A 17462-nucleotide genomic window follows, 5' to 3' on the forward strand; every position below is an offset into this window, starting at 1 on the left:
TTATTAATCACTGTGTACGGAAAAGTATACCACAGTCATTTTTTCGCATGATATACTGTAGGTATATGGATATTCTGTCGGCCAGTTTCCTTGGTTTTGTACAAGGAATTACAGAGTTTATTCCTGTTTCCTCCTCGGGACACTTGGTGCTCGCGCATATACTCCTCGATGTAGAGGCAGTTAATTCTCTTGCGTTTGATGCAGTTCTCCAGCTCGCGACAGCACTCGCTGTCATCGTGTATTTTTTTGATGAACTCTATGCCCTTGTGCAAACAGTCTTTCGCGCTTTGGGTCGACTTCCCGTTAATCCAAAGGATTTACTCATTGTAAAGGCGCTCGCTATCGGTACGGTACCTGCGGTTATCCTGGGAATCTTTCTCGAGTCATACATGGAGAGTATCTTTCGTAATCCGATTCTTGTCGCAGGTACACTTATTTTGGGTGCATTCTTATTTATGTATGCAGAGTACGTCTATGACAATAATTTTCATACGGGAGAAATTGATACCAAGACCGGCTTTAAGATAGGCCTCTTTCAATCGCTCGCGCTTATCCCTGGCTTTTCACGTTCGGGGGTAACCATCGCAGGTGGTATGCTCATGGGACTGACGCGCTCTGATGCTGCGCGTTTTTCATTCCTGCTCGCCCTTCCCGTTATTCTCGGTTCAGGTATGAAGAAACTCCTCGAACTTATCACGTCTTCCACGCAGGTTGAATGGGTCCCCATCGGTATCGGTGCAGGTGTGGCATTTGTGGTTGGACTTTGTGCGATTCACTTTATGATTACCTTCATAAAGAATCACTCCCTCTGGCCATTTATTTGGTATCGGATTACTCTCGCCTGTTTTGTCCTCTTCGTAGCCTTCTTCGGGTGACCGACAATCAAAGAGCGCAAGCGACTATGATTGTCGAGTCCGTCGATTTTTTCTCCCCCCGGAGGAAAAATCGACGTCGTAAGTCGTTACAATAAGCCCCCCCCTCCAGAGAAAAAACAGGCGATCCAAGGATTAAAGGCGGCTCAGTCGTAATTTTCGTTTCGCCTCGAACTCTACTCAATCTTGCAATTCTAACTTACTCAACACTTTCATTTCTAAATTATCAAAAGTATTTTAATCACATCACTATGAACATCTTAAATGAATATCGTGCATACATGAAGGATAACCCAAAAGGTCTTTGGTTTAAACGAAAGTTGTATGGGTGGGGATGGACGCCGGTCACGTGGCAAGGGTGGATGGCAATACTCGGCTTCATCGTCATACTCGTAACTGATTCCATACGTACTGCACAACCGCTCTCTTCCACCGACGTCCCCCCAATCGCATTTCTTCTCCGCATCGTGCTCTACATAGGAGTGCTCATAGCAGTCTGTTACAAGAAAGGCGAAAAACCCAAATGGCAGTGGGGCCTCCCCAAAGACAAAGACATCACCCCCAAGGAATAACGTATCCTATTGCCGACATCGTAAGTCGGCAATAAAAATGGCTATCCCAGAGGGAGTGGGTAATTATTTTTTGTGTTGTCGGGTGCTGTATACTTAAGATATGTTTCAAAATAAAACACTCTCATGGCTCCTTATGGGCTATGCAGTACTTTTTACCATCCTCGCATTTAACCCCGTGGATCGCTCAATTTGGTTTGATGAGAATCTCACTATATGGATAGTTCTCTCGGCCATACTCATACTCTATGCACGAGGTATTCGTTTTTCTTCGGTTGCATACATACTTATGTTTGTGCTCGTGTATCTGCATACGATTGGCGGTCACTGGACCTTTGCGCTTGTACCGTTTGACTACGTGACCAATTTTTTTGATTTCGAGCGTAATCACTTTGATCGTATTGCACACTTCTCCGTGGGCTTTTATGCATACCCAGTGGCTGAGTGGCTCTATACAAAGCGCTTGGTAGCCAATAAGTTTCTTCTCTTTACGTATCCCATCTTTGTGATTGCGACCGTGGCTATGAGTTATGAACTCATAGAGTGGATATATGCAGCAGTTGCTAATCCAGAAGCAGGCATTGCATACCTCGGAAGCCAAGGCGACATCTGGGATGCTCAAAAGGACATGCTCGCAGACACCCTCGGCGCCCTCCTCGCGACAACCGCATATGTATGGCGAAAGCACCTATAGATATAACAAACAAAATGACGGACATCCGATGTCCGTCATTTTTAATTTATGATTACTAGAAGGGGAGGGAGAAGGTTGTGGAGCGGTCGGCTTCGGCGGTCCAATTAGAGGTGTTGAGGGGGATTTCGAGTTTTTTTGAGCCTTCTTTGTAGAAGACTTTATGATTTGTGAGAGCGTATTCAAAAATCTCTTTTGTCACTTTTACATCTTGTTTACAGTATTTTTTAATAGAGGCAATGTCGCCTTCGCGCCACCACTTGATAGCCATGAGGCCGTTGCCTGCCTTTTTTGTGCCGACAGTTGCCTGTGCTACGGAGTCGAGTTTCAGGCGTCTGCCAAGTGATTCTCGAATCGACGACATGATGTCGATGCTTTTCATCTTGGTGAGGTCACCGGGATAATATTTATTGAGGAGAGGAATATCAAAATGGTCGCTGTTGTATCCCACGAGTACATCCGCCTTTTCGATAATGGGCCAGAGCTTCTGAAGCTCATCAATGGCCACGGTGGTGTACTCATTCGTGAGTGAATCGTATGCACACCCTACCGATATCGAAAGGTCCTTAGGGTCATTACTTTCGACATCAGCAAAAGTATTTTGAGTTTCTAGGTCAAAGACGACGTATCGCATACAATTACATTTTAGGCATGATTCGCAGTAAGAGAAGTTACCAGGTCCTGAATAATGCCCTTGGTCTCCTGCTTTGAGGAGAGCTGTTTAAGTATGAATGACTGTGATGCACATTCATCACTTCCAACGACAAGCACATACTGCGCACCTCCATCGCTTGCGGCGGAAATCTTTTTAGCAAGTTTTTTATCGCTGATGTCGACTGCAGTGCGGATGTCACTTGCACGGAAAGTCTGTGCTATTTTTTCACTTTCAAGATTGAATGCGGAGTCTGTAGGAATAACCATGAGTGTTGGAGCGGTGACATGGATGTCTTTGGGAAGAAGTTTGTGGGTGAGGAGGAAATCCTTCATAACGACGTCTCCCATGCCAAAGCCAATACCCGAAACAGCATCACCTCCAAAGAGCCCCGTGAGATTGTTGTAGCGGCCACCACCGAGCATTGAACGACTATTTTCGGGGGAAGTATCAAAGACTTCAAAAATAGTCCCCGTGTAGTAATCGAAGCCGCGCGCGAGGGATGCATCAAAGACGACATTGGCAATACCAAGTTCTTTGAGTGCGTCGATTATTTTTGAGAGCGTGGTTTCTTCACGAAGCGCTTCAGGTGTTGTCGCGTCGAGGCCTGCTATGAGTCTGTCGGTGTCAGGCACGATTGCACCGAGCATCATTTTAAACTCCGCAGCGCTTACTTTATGTTTGCGGTCGACAATACGGGTGACTGCACGGATAGAGTCTGCGTCGAGATGGAAGATGTGCGCATACCATGCTTCCATGAGCGCACGATCGTTGAGGCGGATTTTGAATGTGTCAGGAGTAGCACCAAAGGCGGTGAGTGTGTGATAGGCGAGTGCAATCATTTCAATCTCAGCCGCGATATCATTGACCCCAAACATGTCGCAGTTCAATTGCCAGTGCTCACGAAGTCGGCCACGCTGAGGGCGTTCATACCGAAAGAGATTAGGAATAGCATACCAGCGCACGGGGAAGGAAAGGTCCCGCTTCCGTGCGGCTATCATACGCGCTACCGTCGGGGTCATTTCTGGACGAAGCGTCACTTCTCGCTCGCCACGGTCGATAAAGGTGTATGTTTGTTCATTAACAATCTCTTCACTTGTTTTTGAACGATAGAGTTCTGCGGGTTCAAGTATAGACGCATCGTAACGTGCAAAGCCAAATGACTCAGCAGTTTTTGACCAGGTATCAAAAATGTACCTTTGCACGGCCATGTCTTCTGGATAAAAGTCTCGGGTACCTTTGTAGGCCTCGGTGCTTAATTTATTGGTCATAATGTAGTTTTATTGTATGTGAAAGTTGTGCTGAACACAAGAAAGAATTTATACCTCGGATTGAGTCTGAGGGGAGCGATGTGGCATGAGATTATCAGACGAATTAACAATAAGCGCCTTGATATCTGCGGGGCATGGAATGCCCGTTACTTTAAAGAGGTTCTCCTCACCCGCTGTCTGGATTTCGAGGGTACCGTAGTCGAGGAATGTCGCAAGAATGCCATCGACACGGACGCTGATATCTTGCATACGTTCGAGGCGAAAACTCGACATAGTGCGCCTGAAGAAACCCTGCTGGTCGGTAGCAATGAGTCGCTTGTTGGTGACCGTCCACACATCGAGGTAGTAGTTGGTCCAAATACTAAAGAGCACCATCCAGAGTATGATGAGCCATGCACAATAGAGTGTGACGACAAAGGCATCGTTTATCGGGATGAGTTTTGTGATGGTTGTACTACTTGTTGCAACACCAAAAAAAGGAAGGGGGAGGATAGCAAGTACAACTATACTAATCACATGCATACAAAGTACAAACCAGTGTTTCCGTACTTGGAGGAGAATTTCCTCATCATCATCGAGTTGAATCTTTTCAGTTTTCATAGCGTGTTGATGCCGAGAGAAAGCGTTAAGAAGAGGACTGCGCCTCCGGTGAGGTATGTCGCGAGTGCTATAAGAGATATCTGTTTACTCGTTCCGTAGGTGAACCAATGGTAACTAAGAATGATGCCGTGGATTGTAAAAAAAAGAATGAGAACAAAAAAAAGCATTTCACTTGTAAAATGCATATATTGCCAGAATGGTGACGTCATAGACAGTATTGTGACACAAATATTTACGTATCGCGAGTAAATCGTGTGTACCGAAGAACTCCATATTGGTCGGGATGCGTGGTAGGAGTCAGGCCTGCCATACGAGCGAATGCATGAATGGCGGTCACTTGTTCGGGTTCGTGTTCGAGATAAAGTACACCAGTAGGGGAGAGATGCTCGGGCGCACTCACTATAATTGTTTCAATGAATATCATGCCATCCTTGCCACCATAGAGAGCGAGAGCGGGTTCATGGGTTTCGACCTCGGGCGCTACGCGCCCGAGGTTTTTATCAATATACGGAGGGTTACTCAAAATATAATCATACGTGCCAGTGATTTCATCAAAGAGCGAACCACCAAAGATACAGGAGCGAGATGGGTCAAGCGTATTTTCGGTGAGATTTTTGAAAATCGTAGGATGGTGGTGTTCGGCTATTTCTCCAAAATCAACGTGCGACTCGGGAAGAGCATGTAATACTGCAACGCCCACACAGCCTGAGCCAGCACAGAGGTCGAGTACGTGGAGCGACTTTTCTTTTTGCATTGACATTTCTGCTATCGCTTTTTCCACCCAAAACTCAGTTTCGGTGCGGGGAATGAGAGGGCGAGCGCCTGTGAGTCTCGTTGTAGGAATGTCGAGAAAAATGGTGGTTCCTAAAAAGGCAACTGAGCCAATTACATATGCAAGCGGCTCACCATTTTTCAGACGCATACAGTCGGTGGAAAAACCTTCGGATTTCTCACCGTGGTATTTTTCCTTGAGTAGCCACTCTTCATCTTGATTCATATTGAGACTATACGTGTTTCGAATCTATTACTCAAGATTGATATACACAAGAGTACGGGACTGTTTGCTGGCACGTGGTACAATTTTTGATATGAGAAATAATACTGATTTATATAATACGGTTGCGCAATTGATGCAGCCAGGGAAAGGTCTGCTTGCTGCTGACGAAAGTGATGCAACTGCAGGAAAGCGTCTTGAGATTGCAAAGTTACCCAACCAGCCAGGCAACCGCCAAGATTTTCGCGAAATGCTCTTTACAGCGCCAGCTATTGAGGAGTACCTGTCGGGCGTTATTCTCTATGACTCAACCATTAAAGAAAGTACCGACCAAGGTGTACCCTTTGTTGATATTCTTGTAGCACGAGGGATTGTTCCGGGTATTAAGGTGGATATGGGTGTAAAGCCATTTCCGGAATCAGCAGGAGAGGTGATAACGCGTGGACTTGATGGTCTTGAAGATAGACTTAAGGAATACTATGACATCGGCGCACGCTTCACCAAGTGGCGGGGAGTAATTACCATTGGTGACAATGTCCCCACTGATGAATGTATTGAACTCAATGCAGTTCAAATGGCTATGTATGCACTCAGTGTGCAAGCACAGGGCATGGTGCCTATCGTGGAACCTGAGGTGATGTTCCAAGGTGACCATTCTCTTGAAGAGGCAGAAGAGGTGACTACCCGTACACTCACGACACTTTTTGCGGTGCTGAAGAAATACCATGTTGACCTGAAAGGACTCATCCTCAAATCAAGTATGGTGCTTGCGGGCGACGCATACAAAGAGCAGTCCACGCCTGAAGAAGTAGCTGCATCAACACTTCGCACCTTTAAACTTTCTGTCCCACGAGAGGTGGGAGGAATCGTATTTCTCTCTGGAGGGCAAACCTCAAAGCGTGCTACGGAGAATCTCCAAGCTATTGCGGCCTTTGGTCCACAACCGTGGCCTATTACATTCTCGTACTCACGCGCGATTCAGGAACCGGTACTTGTAGCATGGCAGGGTAAATCAGAAAATATTCCACAAGCACAAAAGATGCTTCTCTTCCGCTCAAAGATGAACAGTCTTGCACAACAGGGCAAGTACAATCCCGCAGATGAGGGTAAATAAATAAAAAGACGAGGTACTGACCCCGTCTTTTACTTTATTTTTTCTCTTTGTAAACAGTGTGTTTTTGTGCGATTGGGTTGAATTTCTTGAACTCAAATTTCTTGTCAGCGAGCTTCTTTTTATTCTTTCTTGTGTAATACGTATGACCTTTTCCGACACCTTTTGAGTCGCCCTGAGAGACAAGTTTAATTAGTTTATCCTGTGACATAGTGGGACGATAGTACCAAAAATAAGGATATTAGTCAACGAAGCGTGGTTGGGTGCTCCCGCCCTAAAACCGCTTGGTCCAAAGACCGGTCTTTGGACCAAAGGAGAAGTAGCGGCCGATTTTGGTGCGGTGGATAGAATATGCGAGTCCGCCTGTACCCAATTGTGCTCCCACATACCCCGCTAACGAGCGCATATACGTACCCGAAGAGGCGACAATGGTGACGGTGATGAGGGGGAGTACTGAAGGTGCTTCAGTTGCAAACTGGTTCCATGACGCGCGCACGTCGTCGCGTCTAAAGTCTGCTCCGAGTGCCTTGCTTTTCTCAGTGACTTTGGGAATAGTTTCGATTTTTGTACGGACGTTCTCAAGTACCTCCTCGCGTGTTACCATGCGCACACTTTGGAGTGTGACATGGTGAATAATGGAGTGCTTCATAGGGATTTCAATCTCATGAAGGCGTTTTTCAAGTGCCCAGGTATGGAGTGGTTTGCCACGTACTGTTTTAGATGAGAAGTGCGGATAGGGAAGTGAAATAGGTCCACGAAGCCGTGAGAGTGTTCCAGAGATGTCCATTCGTGTAAGGGGCGGGAGGAAACATGGCTCGATGAGTCCGAGCACATCACCTGTGTCTGATCGTGCACCAAGGAGTATTTCCACGCAGTATTCTTTATCAAATGAGTGATATTCTTTTTGCTTTTTGCACTCATCACCAATGAGAATAAGTAGTTTTCCTGACGCCATAGGGTCGAGTCGACCGGCGTAGGCAAAGGGAACGCTTGCGGGAATCCTGAGGGATTCCCGCAAGCGTTCCGCTGCCACAAGTGGCGTCTCGCCGACAGCTTTTTCTACAGTAGCCCATATAGGGTAGGGATTCATACATACAAATATAGCACTTTTAAGAAGTATGAAAAAAGGCGATTCCGAAGAATCGCCTCATGTGGCACAGAGAGCGCCTAGGTCGTATAGACCGGGAGTTGGAAGTAGAGCACCAAACGTTGGGCCGCTCTCTCGATTTCCTTTACGACGAGATTGAACTTCTTCAAGAGAGTATCAAAAAAGTTTTGGATTTCGTCGAGATGCACCGAATTGAGCATCGGGGTTCGCGAGTTTGGCTTTGCGATACCGATTGCCAACTTGAAATGTTCACCTTCTTGCCTGAACTGGTAATCAAGTTCTTGGGCATGCTTCAGCCAATTTGCGACGGCCCTCTTGATGCTCCGTACATGGTCACAGTTGCGTTTCTTTCTAGCCATTGCTTGCTCCCATTTGTTGAAAAAACACGTTTCGAACCATTCAAAACGTAAGGAAGACTATAACACTACACAACAATAAACACAAGATGCACAGGGTATATACCTGTGTAAGGTATACTTACTAGATTCGTCACTAGAAGTACACATTACTATTTTATTATTTCCTTGAAAATTCATGATATCTCGATTCCTTGTTATTTCTTGTCTTATGACGCTCATTGGAGCGCCAGCCTTAAGTAGCGCCGCTACTTCTTCAAACGATTTAGAAGTATCGGGTTGGATGCCCTATTGGCGTGATTCAGAGGCCATTAAAGATGCAAAAAAGCATCTGGGAAGTATTGATGCGGTGTACCCGTTTGCCTTTACGGTGACTACCAAAGGCGAACTTCGTGACCAGGCCGGGCTCACTGACAAAGAATGGAAAGATTTCATCAAACTTGCACAGAAAAAGAAAGTGGAAGTAATTCCCACTGTTATGTGGAGTGATGGGGCGAGCATTCATACGGTCTTGAGTGCAACCACCACTCGTACTGCACATATCAAAGAAATTACTACGATGGTGAAGAAAGGAAAGTTTGATGGCGTGGATATCGACTATGAGGGTAAGAAGTCAGAGACGATTAACTATTTTTCACTCTTTCTCAAGGAACTAAACGATGCACTTGGTGAGAAATCTCTCCTCTGCACTATAGAAGCACGTACACCCCCTTCGTCTCTGTACAAAGAAGTACCTGCTGTCATAAATTACGCTAATGACTACAAAGCAATCGCGAAATACTGCGATCAGGTAGAAATCATGGCATATGATCAACAACGCGCCGATATTAAACTCAATGAAGAACGCTCCGGTAAGCCATACATGCCTGTCGCTGATGCAGAATGGGTAGAAAAAGTAATACAGCAAACACTTAAAGATATTCCAAAAGAAAAAATTGTTGTTGGTATTTCTTCATATGGGCATCACTATGCGGTGATGGTGGCTCCCAATTGGTATCGTGACTATTGGAAACTTGGTGCAATGAATGTACCAAGCCTTCTTGATATAGCAAAGGAAAACAAAGTGACTCCAACACGCAATGACGCAGGCGAAATGAGTTTTACCTATTTACCAGAGTCTTCTAAAGTGAAATTCCCAAGTTCACTCAAAATTCCTAAAAACACACCAAAAGGGCAATTAGTTGCCGCGAAAGCACTAGCATATGCCAATAAGACAGGGAAGGAAGTGTATTTTCAAATGGGATGGTATTCAGATGTGGGCGCAATGGAGGATAAAATCAACCTCGCAAAAAAGTATGGTCTCAAGGGTGTTGCATTCTTTAAGATTGATGGAGAAGAGGATCAGAAGGTGTGGAAGATTTTGAAGTAGTACGGAAGAGCGCACGGTACTCATCATGAATGAGGTAGAGAATCACAAGGTCAACGATAATGACTCCTGCGAGTACGAGTGAATGCGTAATGGTAAAGCGTACTATGCCATAGAAAATAAAAAGTGCGATGAGACCCATAGCAATAGGAAATGCCTTTTTTATATGTTTGAGGAGACAAAGGGAAAGTATGATGTCAACAGTCCCCCAAAAGATAAAATAAAATGCTATGAAATAGGTGACGGTGATGTCGTGTGTATTTAAAAGTACGTATGCCTTTCCGAGGAGAATATCAGTTGTCTTTCCTGTGAGTTCATGAGACATGAGTGAATACATATACTCAGAAAGAGGTTGTCCTGTAATTTTAAGCAAAGAGGTTCCCAAAATAAGACGCAAAAACCCGTAGAAAATGCGCCACCACATACTCAGCTTAAAAAGAAAGGAAAGATGGAGTTGGATTTCTTCTTCAATAGATTCTACGATATGAGACATGTGAGAAATAGTATAGCAGACAAGCACAAAAAAAGACCTAGCGTAGGTCTTTTTTGTGGCTATTATCCCTGTACAAAGGTCAGCGCCATTCCTTTTTCAGAACCACGGCCGGTGCGGCCGATACGGTGGACATAATCCTCGTAACTGGACGGAAGGTCGTAATTGATGACATGTGTCACATTATCGACGTGAATACCGCGCGCAGCCACATCGGTGGCTACAAGCACGCGTGCGTGACCATCTTTGAATCGCTTCAAAGAACGTTGACGTTGTGGGTGTGACTTGTTGCCGTGGATAGACTCAGCACTGACACCGTGAGCAATGAGTTGTTCACTCAATTTCTCGACACTGTGCTTCATTGCACCAAAGATGAGTACACGCTTGAGGCTTTGATCACCAAGTAATTTGGTAAGTGTCTCAAACTTGTCGCTGTGACCGTAGTGGACTACATCCTGATGGACGCTATTCGTAATGTCTTGCTTCTTTACCGACACCGTAACAGGGTCACGGAGAAAGTCGTGTACGAGGCGTTTGATATCGTCAGACATTGTTGCCGAGAAGAAGAGTGTCTCACGGTCGGCCTTGATACCTGAGAGAATGAGACGCATGTCGTTGATGAATCCCATGTCGAGCATACGGTCGGCTTCATCGAGCACCACCGTGCTTACACCGCTGTTTCTAAACGCACCACGCTCAATGAGGTCAATCACCCGTCCAGGTGTACCAATCACAAAGTGATTCTTGCGCTTGAGTCCCTGAATTTGTGGACGAATGTTCGTACCGCCCACACAGGTGGTGGAATACAGTTTAAAGCCCGCTGAAAGTTTGCGGAGTTCAGTTTCAATCTGAATCGCGAGTTCACGGGTAGGCGTAAGGATAAGTGTCTGGCGTGAGTATTCGCGAAGGGTCTTGTCGATAAGGGGAATCAGAAAGGCCGCAGTTTTCCCAGTGCCGGTGTTTGCAAGGCCAATTACGTCACGTCCTTCCATGATGTGTGGAATGATTTCATCCTGAATCGGGGTAGGGGTGGTAAGACCTGATGAGGTTACCGTGAATGCAAGTTTTTTGTCCAAACCAAATTCAGTAAATTTGTGCTTTGGAGTAAAGACTTCGGTTTCAGTATCGACAACGGGATTTTTGTTAATGAACTTTGATACGTCAAAGGTCTTGAGTACACGACCGCGACTGGTGCGCTGACCTCCACTATTGTTGTTGTGCGTAAAGGGACGACTTCCGCTACCACTTCGTCCGCGACTGCCGCCACTAAAGCTGCCACGTGCGTGGCCACTATCACGACCACCTTCACGACGTGGTTCATAAGAACGTTCAGAAGTGCGTGCATGTGAAGTGCGTGGGCGTTCACCTCCTGCATCACGGCCGCCTTCGCGACGATGTGATGGGGTGTGTGATGCGCTCCGCGGTGCACGTGAATCGCTCTGACGAGCGCCCTGTGTTGTTGTACGAGTAAAAGGAGTTCGTCCTCCGGCAGTACGCACAGAAGACGGACCCCGACGCGATGGTCGGTTTGATGTGTTCATAATTTTTTCTATTTGAGAGGGCTGTGCAGGTTATAAACCGAAATGGTATTCGAACCTAGAGAGCCCTACACGAGAATCTTAAGGTATCGTAAGAGTAATATACAAAACATAAACTGTCAATACTTTGATACTCATAGAGAGACACTTTATGCAGTATCATGCACTATGAAAAGTAACAATCGTGCCGTATAGTTTTTGTATGAATAGTTTTTTGTTGTTTACTGATCCAAATGTGGTGTTTGTATTTAATCTCGGTCTTTCGTTGCTTGTTGGGCTTGCAATCGGTATTGAGCGTGAATCACGCGGAAAAGACGCAGGCATTAGCACCCATTCATTGGTGATTTTGGGTTCTATGCTTTTTACCTATCTTTCAATGCAGGTTGATCCCGAGTCCACTTCACGTATTGCTGCACAGGTGGTGACCGGTATTGGCTTCCTTGGTGCAGGACTCATTTTAAAAGAAGGAACCTCTGTGCGTAACCTCACGACAGCTGCGAGTCTTTGGTTTGCAGCCGCAATTGGTATGGCTATTGGATTCCAGTTTTATGTTGCCGCTATTCTCTCGACATTTGTTGCACTCCTTGCGCTTCGTATTCCGCATATCATCGAGCCAGAAAAGGATGTGATTCTTAAATAAAATATCTGCTCTCCATGGTCTTACCTCCTCTATGGAGGGGTGCTGAGGATATTTTGCTACAAAAATAATACTTATGCACTATTCAAGAATCATTGAGTACACAAAATAAAGTAAAGGCGTGATATTATGAATACGACTGTAGAAGTCTTCCTGTCTATTGACTTGCACAGTTATTTTAATACGTCATGAGGGTTTTGACATTCGGGTGGGATTATCCACCCATGAAAAACGGCGGTCTTGGCGTTGCGTGCCACGGCCTTACGGAAGAACTTATCGAACTCGGACTCGATATTGTTTTTGTGTTACCTCGTGAGCAGCCCACAATCGGGGGGCAGCGATTTATTTTTGCAAACAGAACACCAGGAACGATTCATGTGTTTCCCTCAGGACTTTTGCCGTACCAGCATGCGCAGTCATTTATAGAATATTTCACTCCTGAAGGGCGACGTTTACAGTTTTCGCGCCGTATCATTGACGAGGTGTATCGCTATGCAGATGCAGCGTATTGCATTGCAATGCGTGAACAATTTGATCTCATTCACGCTCATGATTGGACTTCGTACCTTGCGGGAGTGGCAGCGAAACTTGCAACAGGAAAACCGTTAGTGCTTCATGTACATGCTACGGCATTTGATCAAGCGGGAGGCAATAATGTTGATCCTGATATTTATGCTATCGAGCGCCATGCATTTCAGACTGCCGATTCAGTGGTGGCCATCAGCAATTACACGAAAGGTATTGTCGTTAATAATTATGGTGTTGACCCAGAAAAGGTTTCGGTGGTGCATAATGGTATTAAGCCCCTTGTGCCACCAATTTTATCCCCCGTGCTCAGTGAACTCAAAGCCCAGGGAAAGAAAATAGTATTTTATAACGGACGCATTACCATCCAGAAAGGTGTAGACCATTTCATCCGGGCGGCACGCAAGGTGGTTGACTATGACCCGTCAGTTGTGTTTGTGATTTCAGGATGGGGAGATATGGAGCATCAAATCATGCATCTCGTCGGCTCACTTGGACTTTCTAAGAATGTCATTTTCGCAGGAGCACTCTGGGATGATGATCGTGATCGCATGTATCAAGCAGCAGATTTACTCGTGATGCCTTCCGTTTCTGAACCCTTTGGCCTCGTACCCCTTGAAGCAATACAGCATGGTACGCCGGTCCTTATTTCGAAACAGTCAGGCGTGGCAGAGGTACTCACGCATGCACTTAAGGTGGATTTTTGGGATATTGATGAGATGGCCAATAAGATTATTGCCGCCCTTCATTATAGGGTACTCAATAAACAGTTGGTAGAAGAAGGACGAAAGGAACTCCTCCGCCTTACCTGGCTAAGGGCGGCAGACAAAGTACACGCATTATACAAAAAGTTACTGGATTGGGCTCACACGAAAAGGTAGAATATCGTATGCTTACTGTTTGCCCCTATTTTCATGTTCATCAGCCGTATCGTATCAAGAAATACAGTGTCTTTGATATCGGTAAAGATAATGAATACTTTAATGCAAACGATCAAACCGATTTAAATAACGAACGCATTTTACGTAAGGTGGCAGCGAAGTCATATATTCCAACGACTCGACTTCTTGGTGACTTGCTTGCACGCTATCCCGAGTTTCGTTTCTCACTTTCATTCTCCGGTACCGTACTCGATCAGTTTGAAGAGTACTTACCCGAGGTTCTTAAAGCATTTCAAGATTTGGTAGCAACGGGGAGAGTAGAGATTCTTGCTGATACATATTACCACTCACTCGCATTTTTCTATTCACGTTCAGAATTTGAAGCACAGGTGGCTAAGCATAAAGCAAAAGTACAAAAACTCTTTGGGTATACACCACGCGTTTTTCGCAACACCGAACTTTCATACACCAACTCACTTGCGAAATGGTGTGAGGATAATGGCTATATCGGTATCATGGCTGAGGGATGGGACCCGATTCTCGGATGGCGCAGCCCCAACTATCTCTACACACCAAAAGATTGCTCATCGATTAAAGTACTTCTTAAAAATTATAAACTCTCTGACGACATTGCATTTCGTTTTGGTAATCAAGGGTGGGAAAGTTATCCACTTTCCTCAGAAACGTATGCTGAGTGGGTGCACGCTCATCATGGAGATGGTGAAACCATTAACCTCTTTATGGACTTTGAAACCTTTGGTGAGCACCAATGGGAAAATACGGGAATCTTTAATTTCTTGAATGCACTTCCAGAAAAAATACTTTCCCGTAGCGATACGAGTTTCAAAACTGCAAGTGAAACCGTTGAATCCTATGGCTCCGTAGGAGAAATTGATGTACCACACATCCTCACCTGGGCTGACACGGATCGCGACCTCACTGCATGGGTAGGGAATGACATTCAGCGTGATGCCATTTCTACAATCTACCGTATGGAGGAAGATGTACTCAAGGCTGATGATGAAGATATCACCGAGAAGTGGCGACGCCTCCAAACCTCCGATCATTTCTATTATATGTGTACAAAATATTTTCAAGATGGTGATGTGCACGCATACTTCAGCCCCTACCAATCCCCATATGACGCGTATATCGCTTTCATGAATGCCTTAAGTAATTTACAATTAAGGGTAACGCACGCATTGCGTCCGGAGGTAGTACCAGAAGTGGTACGAGCGCCGAAGAAAGGTTTCTGGTCTCGAGTATGGGAATTCATCCGTACTGGATTCAGACGCATAAGAGATGCAGTGCACCGTATTCGTCGAAAAGTTCATCCACGCACATTTTAATAAAAAGAGTTTAGTTCATTAGTTCTTATGCCCACAAAAAAAGTAGCCACAAAGGCCGCACCAAAAGTTACCAAAACACCCGCAAAGAAAGTTACAAAGAAAGCATCCTCAAAAGTAAAGGCAAAGCCAGAGCTTGCCTATGCTCCAAGCGAGCAATGTTTCTGGACAACTGATGGTCGCGTTCTTTCAAGTCTTGTCGATTTAAAAGAAGCACTTGCTTCAATGTCCGATGACGTTTTTGCGTACCACGTTTCAAAAGGACGCAATGACTTTGCTGAGTGGATTCAACATGTCCTCGGTGACGCCGAGCTTGCTGAAACATTTCGCAAATCAAAAAAACTCAACACCGCACATGACGTAGTCGTGACTCGACTCCGCATCTACAGCATCTAGTATATGTCACGCTCTATCACTATTGGAAACGGGAATCTTCTCGTCGGCCTCGATAGTCGTGGTTTGGTGCGTGACTTTTATTTCCCGTATGTGGGACATGCCAATCATGTGAGCGGCGCAAGTGGTTCCTATGTGCATCGTATTGGTGTGTGGGTGGATGGTGCTATCGCATGGCTTTCTGATCCATCATGGTCGGTTGAGGTTCGATATTCGGCGTATTCAGGCACGAGCGATATTCTTGCAAAAAATTCTTCACGGGGAGTGTCACTTCATATTACTGATGGTGTACACAATGAAAAAAATCTTTTCATTCGCAAGATTGTTATTACGAATGAACGAGATGCACACCGTACAATAAAACTCTTTTTCGGGCAGGAATTTCGTATTACTGAGTCAAGACGTGGCGATACCGCTTTTTACGACCCGCGTGTGCGCTCCGTTATGCACTACAAAGGACATAATGCATTCTTGGTACACGCCACACTTGCAGGTGAGAGTTTTCAGGATTACACAGTAGGACTTTTTGATATTGAGGGGAAGCGTGGCTCCTTTACTGATGCAGAGGACGGTATCCTTTCGCGTAACCCAATTGAACATGGCTCGGTTGACTCAGTGATTGGACTCACGTTCGACGCACCAGCACATGCGTCAGAGACTGCATGGTATTGGGTAACGGTGGGGCACTCGGTTCAGGAAGCTCATGCGCTCCATCATCATATACTCGAGGAAACCCCTCTGTCTCTCCTCGAGTCTACCGAGCGCTACTGGCAAGCGTGGACCGAAAAAGATTCACGCGTCTTCGATACCCTCGATGCGCGCATTGTGTCGGAGTACAAGCGCTCCCTTGCGGTGATTCGCACACACACCGACAACCGTGGCGGTATTATTGCATCATCTGATTCCGATATGCTCAATCAGGGGCGTGATACGTATGCGTACGTCTGGCCTCGCGATGCGGCTGTTATAGCGAGCGCTCTCGATGGAGCAGGACATATTGATGTCACGCAACGCTTTTATAAATTTATGGCAGAGTGCATGGAGCCAGACGGATACCTCATGCATAAATACCGTGTTGATGGAGTGTTGGGGAGTTCATGGCATCCATGGGTGCAAAATGGTGTTTTCAAATTACCGATTCAAGAAGATGAAACCGCAACGGTACTTCGCATGCTCGCCGACCATTATCGGTATGCAAAAGATTTAGAATTCATCGAGTCTTTGTATAATTCTTTTATTGAGCCCTGTGCAAACTTTATGGATGGCTATCTCGAGGAGGAGACCGGCTTACCCATAGACTCATACGACCTCTGGGAAGAGAAGTATGGTTCATCAACCTATACTGCTGCATCGGTGTATGCGGGGCTTACGGGAGCCGCAGAACTTTCAGCACTTCTCGGAAAGCGTGACAATGCAACTCGCTATCGTAATACTGCAGAGGGTATCAAGCGAGCAATGCTTACCTATCTCTATGATGTTTCGTCCGGAACATTTATAAAGTCTGTACGGCATGAGCAGGGGAAAATTTCCTACGATAAAACACTCGATATGAGTAGCCTCTTTGGCATTATCTTTTTTGGGGTACTTGAGGTGACGGATAGACGTGTACAATCAGCATTTGCCCGTTCGATAGAGCGGCTTAAAGTACCCGGAAAATTTGGCGGCTTCATGCGTTATGAGGGAGACAGGTACTACAAAACAAGCGAGAGCGCACCACCGAATGCGTGGTGTATTACGACACTCTGGGTAGCACGCTACTACATTCGTATCGCAAAGAGTAAAGCGGATTTGGAACGAGCGGTAGAAATACTTCATTGGACGTGTGATAGAGCAACGCTTAGTGGTATTTTGCCTGAGCAGATACACCCCTACACCGGTGAACACCTCTCCACCGCACCCCTCGTCTGGAGCCATGCCGAGTACGTCATCACCGTCGACGAATACTTAAAAAAAGTCGCAACATTTAAATGAGTGTAGTGTATTAAAAAACAGCATCTATTGTTTTTAAACCCAGTCCTACCCCCGCCTTTTAAAAACAATAGATGCTGTTTTTTACGTGGAG

The 17462-nt window shown here is 45.7% G+C and carries 20 protein-coding genes; 10 read left to right on the forward strand and 10 right to left on the reverse strand.

Features of this window, described 5'->3' with window-relative positions:
- The first annotated feature begins 65 nt into the window (after nt 1–65).
- The 3 genes from uppP (at nt 66) to IPH92_00340 (ending at nt 2135) form a co-directional block, all read left to right on the forward strand.
- Nucleotides 66–875 (forward strand): undecaprenyl-diphosphatase UppP, encoded by an 810-nt coding sequence (gene uppP / locus IPH92_00330; protein ID QQR65015.1) that lies wholly within the window; start codon nt 66–68, stop codon nt 873–875.
- A 278-nt stretch (nt 876–1153) separates the two neighbouring features.
- Nucleotides 1154–1444 carry a hypothetical protein gene (locus tag IPH92_00335; protein QQR65437.1) on the forward strand — a complete coding sequence of 97 codons (291 nt, stop codon included), beginning with the start codon at nt 1154–1156 and terminating at the stop codon, nt 1442–1444.
- A 100-nt stretch (nt 1445–1544) separates the two neighbouring features.
- Nucleotides 1545–2135 carry a DUF2238 domain-containing protein gene (locus IPH92_00340; protein QQR65016.1) on the forward strand — a complete coding sequence of 197 codons (591 nt, stop codon included), beginning with the start codon at nt 1545–1547 and terminating at the stop codon, nt 2133–2135.
- Nucleotides 2136–2190: 55 nt separating this feature from the next.
- Here the strand turns inward: IPH92_00340 and IPH92_00345 are convergent, their stop codons facing one another.
- The 5 genes from IPH92_00345 to IPH92_00365 are packed head-to-tail and all read right to left on the reverse strand — an operon-like array spanning nt 2191 to nt 5652.
- The gene (locus IPH92_00345; protein ID QQR65017.1) at nt 2191–2766 is read right to left on the reverse strand and encodes a ribonuclease H-like domain-containing protein; all 576 of its coding nucleotides are present in this window, start codon (nt 2764–2766) and stop codon (nt 2191–2193) included.
- A gap of 11 nt (nt 2767–2777) precedes the next feature.
- A complete protein-coding gene (locus IPH92_00350) occupies nt 2778–4055 on the reverse strand; it encodes a histidine--tRNA ligase (protein ID QQR65018.1) in 1278 nt (425 codons plus the stop codon).
- 48 nt (nt 4056–4103) lie between these two features.
- Complete coding sequence (locus IPH92_00355; protein QQR65019.1) at nt 4104–4655, reverse strand: PH domain-containing protein; 552 nt, start codon at nt 4653–4655, stop codon at nt 4104–4106.
- Entirely contained in the window at nt 4652–4840 is a 189-nt protein-coding gene (locus tag IPH92_00360) for a hypothetical protein (GenBank protein ID QQR65020.1), read from the reverse strand. The genes IPH92_00355 and IPH92_00360 overlap by 4 nt, the downstream gene beginning before the upstream one ends.
- A 47-nt stretch (nt 4841–4887) precedes the next feature.
- Nucleotides 4888–5652, reverse strand: a complete 765-nt coding sequence (locus tag IPH92_00365; GenBank protein ID QQR65021.1) for a peptide chain release factor N(5)-glutamine methyltransferase — start codon at nt 5650–5652, stop codon at nt 4888–4890.
- 91 nt (nt 5653–5743) lie between these two features.
- On the opposite strand from IPH92_00365, the gene IPH92_00370 reads away from it, so the two are divergent.
- Entirely contained in the window at nt 5744–6763 is a 1020-nt protein-coding gene (locus tag IPH92_00370) for a fructose-bisphosphate aldolase class I (GenBank protein QQR65022.1), read from the forward strand.
- A 34-nt stretch (nt 6764–6797) separates the two neighbouring features.
- Here IPH92_00370 and rpmG read toward each other — a convergent pair whose 3' ends face one another.
- The 3 genes from rpmG to IPH92_00385 all read right to left on the reverse strand — a co-directional run bounded on the left by rpmG (nt 6798) and on the right by IPH92_00385 (nt 8227).
- Entirely contained in the window at nt 6798–6971 is a 174-nt protein-coding gene (gene rpmG, locus IPH92_00375; protein QQR65023.1) for a 50S ribosomal protein L33, read from the reverse strand.
- Between the two features lie 63 nt (nt 6972–7034).
- Entirely contained in the window at nt 7035–7850 is an 816-nt protein-coding gene (locus IPH92_00380) for a hypothetical protein (protein ID QQR65024.1), read from the reverse strand.
- 77 nt (nt 7851–7927) lie between these two features.
- Nucleotides 7928–8227, reverse strand: a complete 300-nt coding sequence (locus tag IPH92_00385) for a hypothetical protein (GenBank protein QQR65025.1) — start codon at nt 8225–8227, stop codon at nt 7928–7930.
- A 175-nt stretch (nt 8228–8402) separates the two neighbouring features.
- Here IPH92_00385 and IPH92_00390 point away from each other — a divergent pair, with 175 nt between their 5' ends.
- The gene (locus IPH92_00390; protein ID QQR65026.1) at nt 8403–9593 is read left to right on the forward strand and encodes a hypothetical protein; all 1191 of its coding nucleotides are present in this window, start codon (nt 8403–8405) and stop codon (nt 9591–9593) included.
- Here the strand turns inward: IPH92_00390 and IPH92_00395 are convergent.
- Nucleotides 9544–10083 carry a DUF2127 domain-containing protein gene (locus IPH92_00395; protein QQR65027.1) on the reverse strand — a complete coding sequence of 180 codons (540 nt, stop codon included), beginning with the start codon at nt 10081–10083 and terminating at the stop codon, nt 9544–9546. The genes IPH92_00390 and IPH92_00395 overlap by 50 nt on opposite strands.
- 62 nt (nt 10084–10145) lie before the next feature.
- Entirely contained in the window at nt 10146–11621 is a 1476-nt protein-coding gene (locus tag IPH92_00400) for a DEAD/DEAH box helicase (GenBank protein ID QQR65028.1), read from the reverse strand.
- Nucleotides 11622–11820: 199 nt separating this feature from the next.
- Between IPH92_00400 and IPH92_00405 the strand changes: the two genes are divergently transcribed.
- From IPH92_00405 to IPH92_00425, 5 genes are all read left to right on the forward strand, one after another.
- Complete coding sequence (locus IPH92_00405) at nt 11821–12258, forward strand: MgtC/SapB family protein (protein ID QQR65029.1); 438 nt, start codon at nt 11821–11823, stop codon at nt 12256–12258.
- 221 nt (nt 12259–12479) lie between these two features.
- Entirely contained in the window at nt 12480–13661 is a 1182-nt protein-coding gene (locus IPH92_00410) for a glycosyltransferase family 4 protein (GenBank protein QQR65030.1), read from the forward strand.
- A gap of 8 nt (nt 13662–13669) precedes the next feature.
- Nucleotides 13670–15010, forward strand: coding sequence for a polysaccharide deacetylase family protein (locus tag IPH92_00415; protein QQR65031.1), 1341 nt, complete (start codon nt 13670–13672; stop codon nt 15008–15010).
- 27 nt (nt 15011–15037) lie between these two features.
- Nucleotides 15038–15403, forward strand: a complete 366-nt coding sequence (locus tag IPH92_00420) for a hypothetical protein (protein ID QQR65032.1) — start codon at nt 15038–15040, stop codon at nt 15401–15403.
- A 3-nt stretch (nt 15404–15406) separates the two neighbouring features.
- Entirely contained in the window at nt 15407–17371 is a 1965-nt protein-coding gene (locus IPH92_00425) for a glycoside hydrolase family 15 protein (GenBank protein ID QQR65033.1), read from the forward strand.
- Nucleotides 17372–17462 lie beyond the last annotated feature (91 nt).

Source organism: Candidatus Kaiserbacteria bacterium, assembly GCA_016699245.1.
In the GTDB taxonomy this organism is placed as follows: Bacteria; Patescibacteriota; Minisyncoccia; order Phycocordibacterales; family UBA918; genus Damh-18.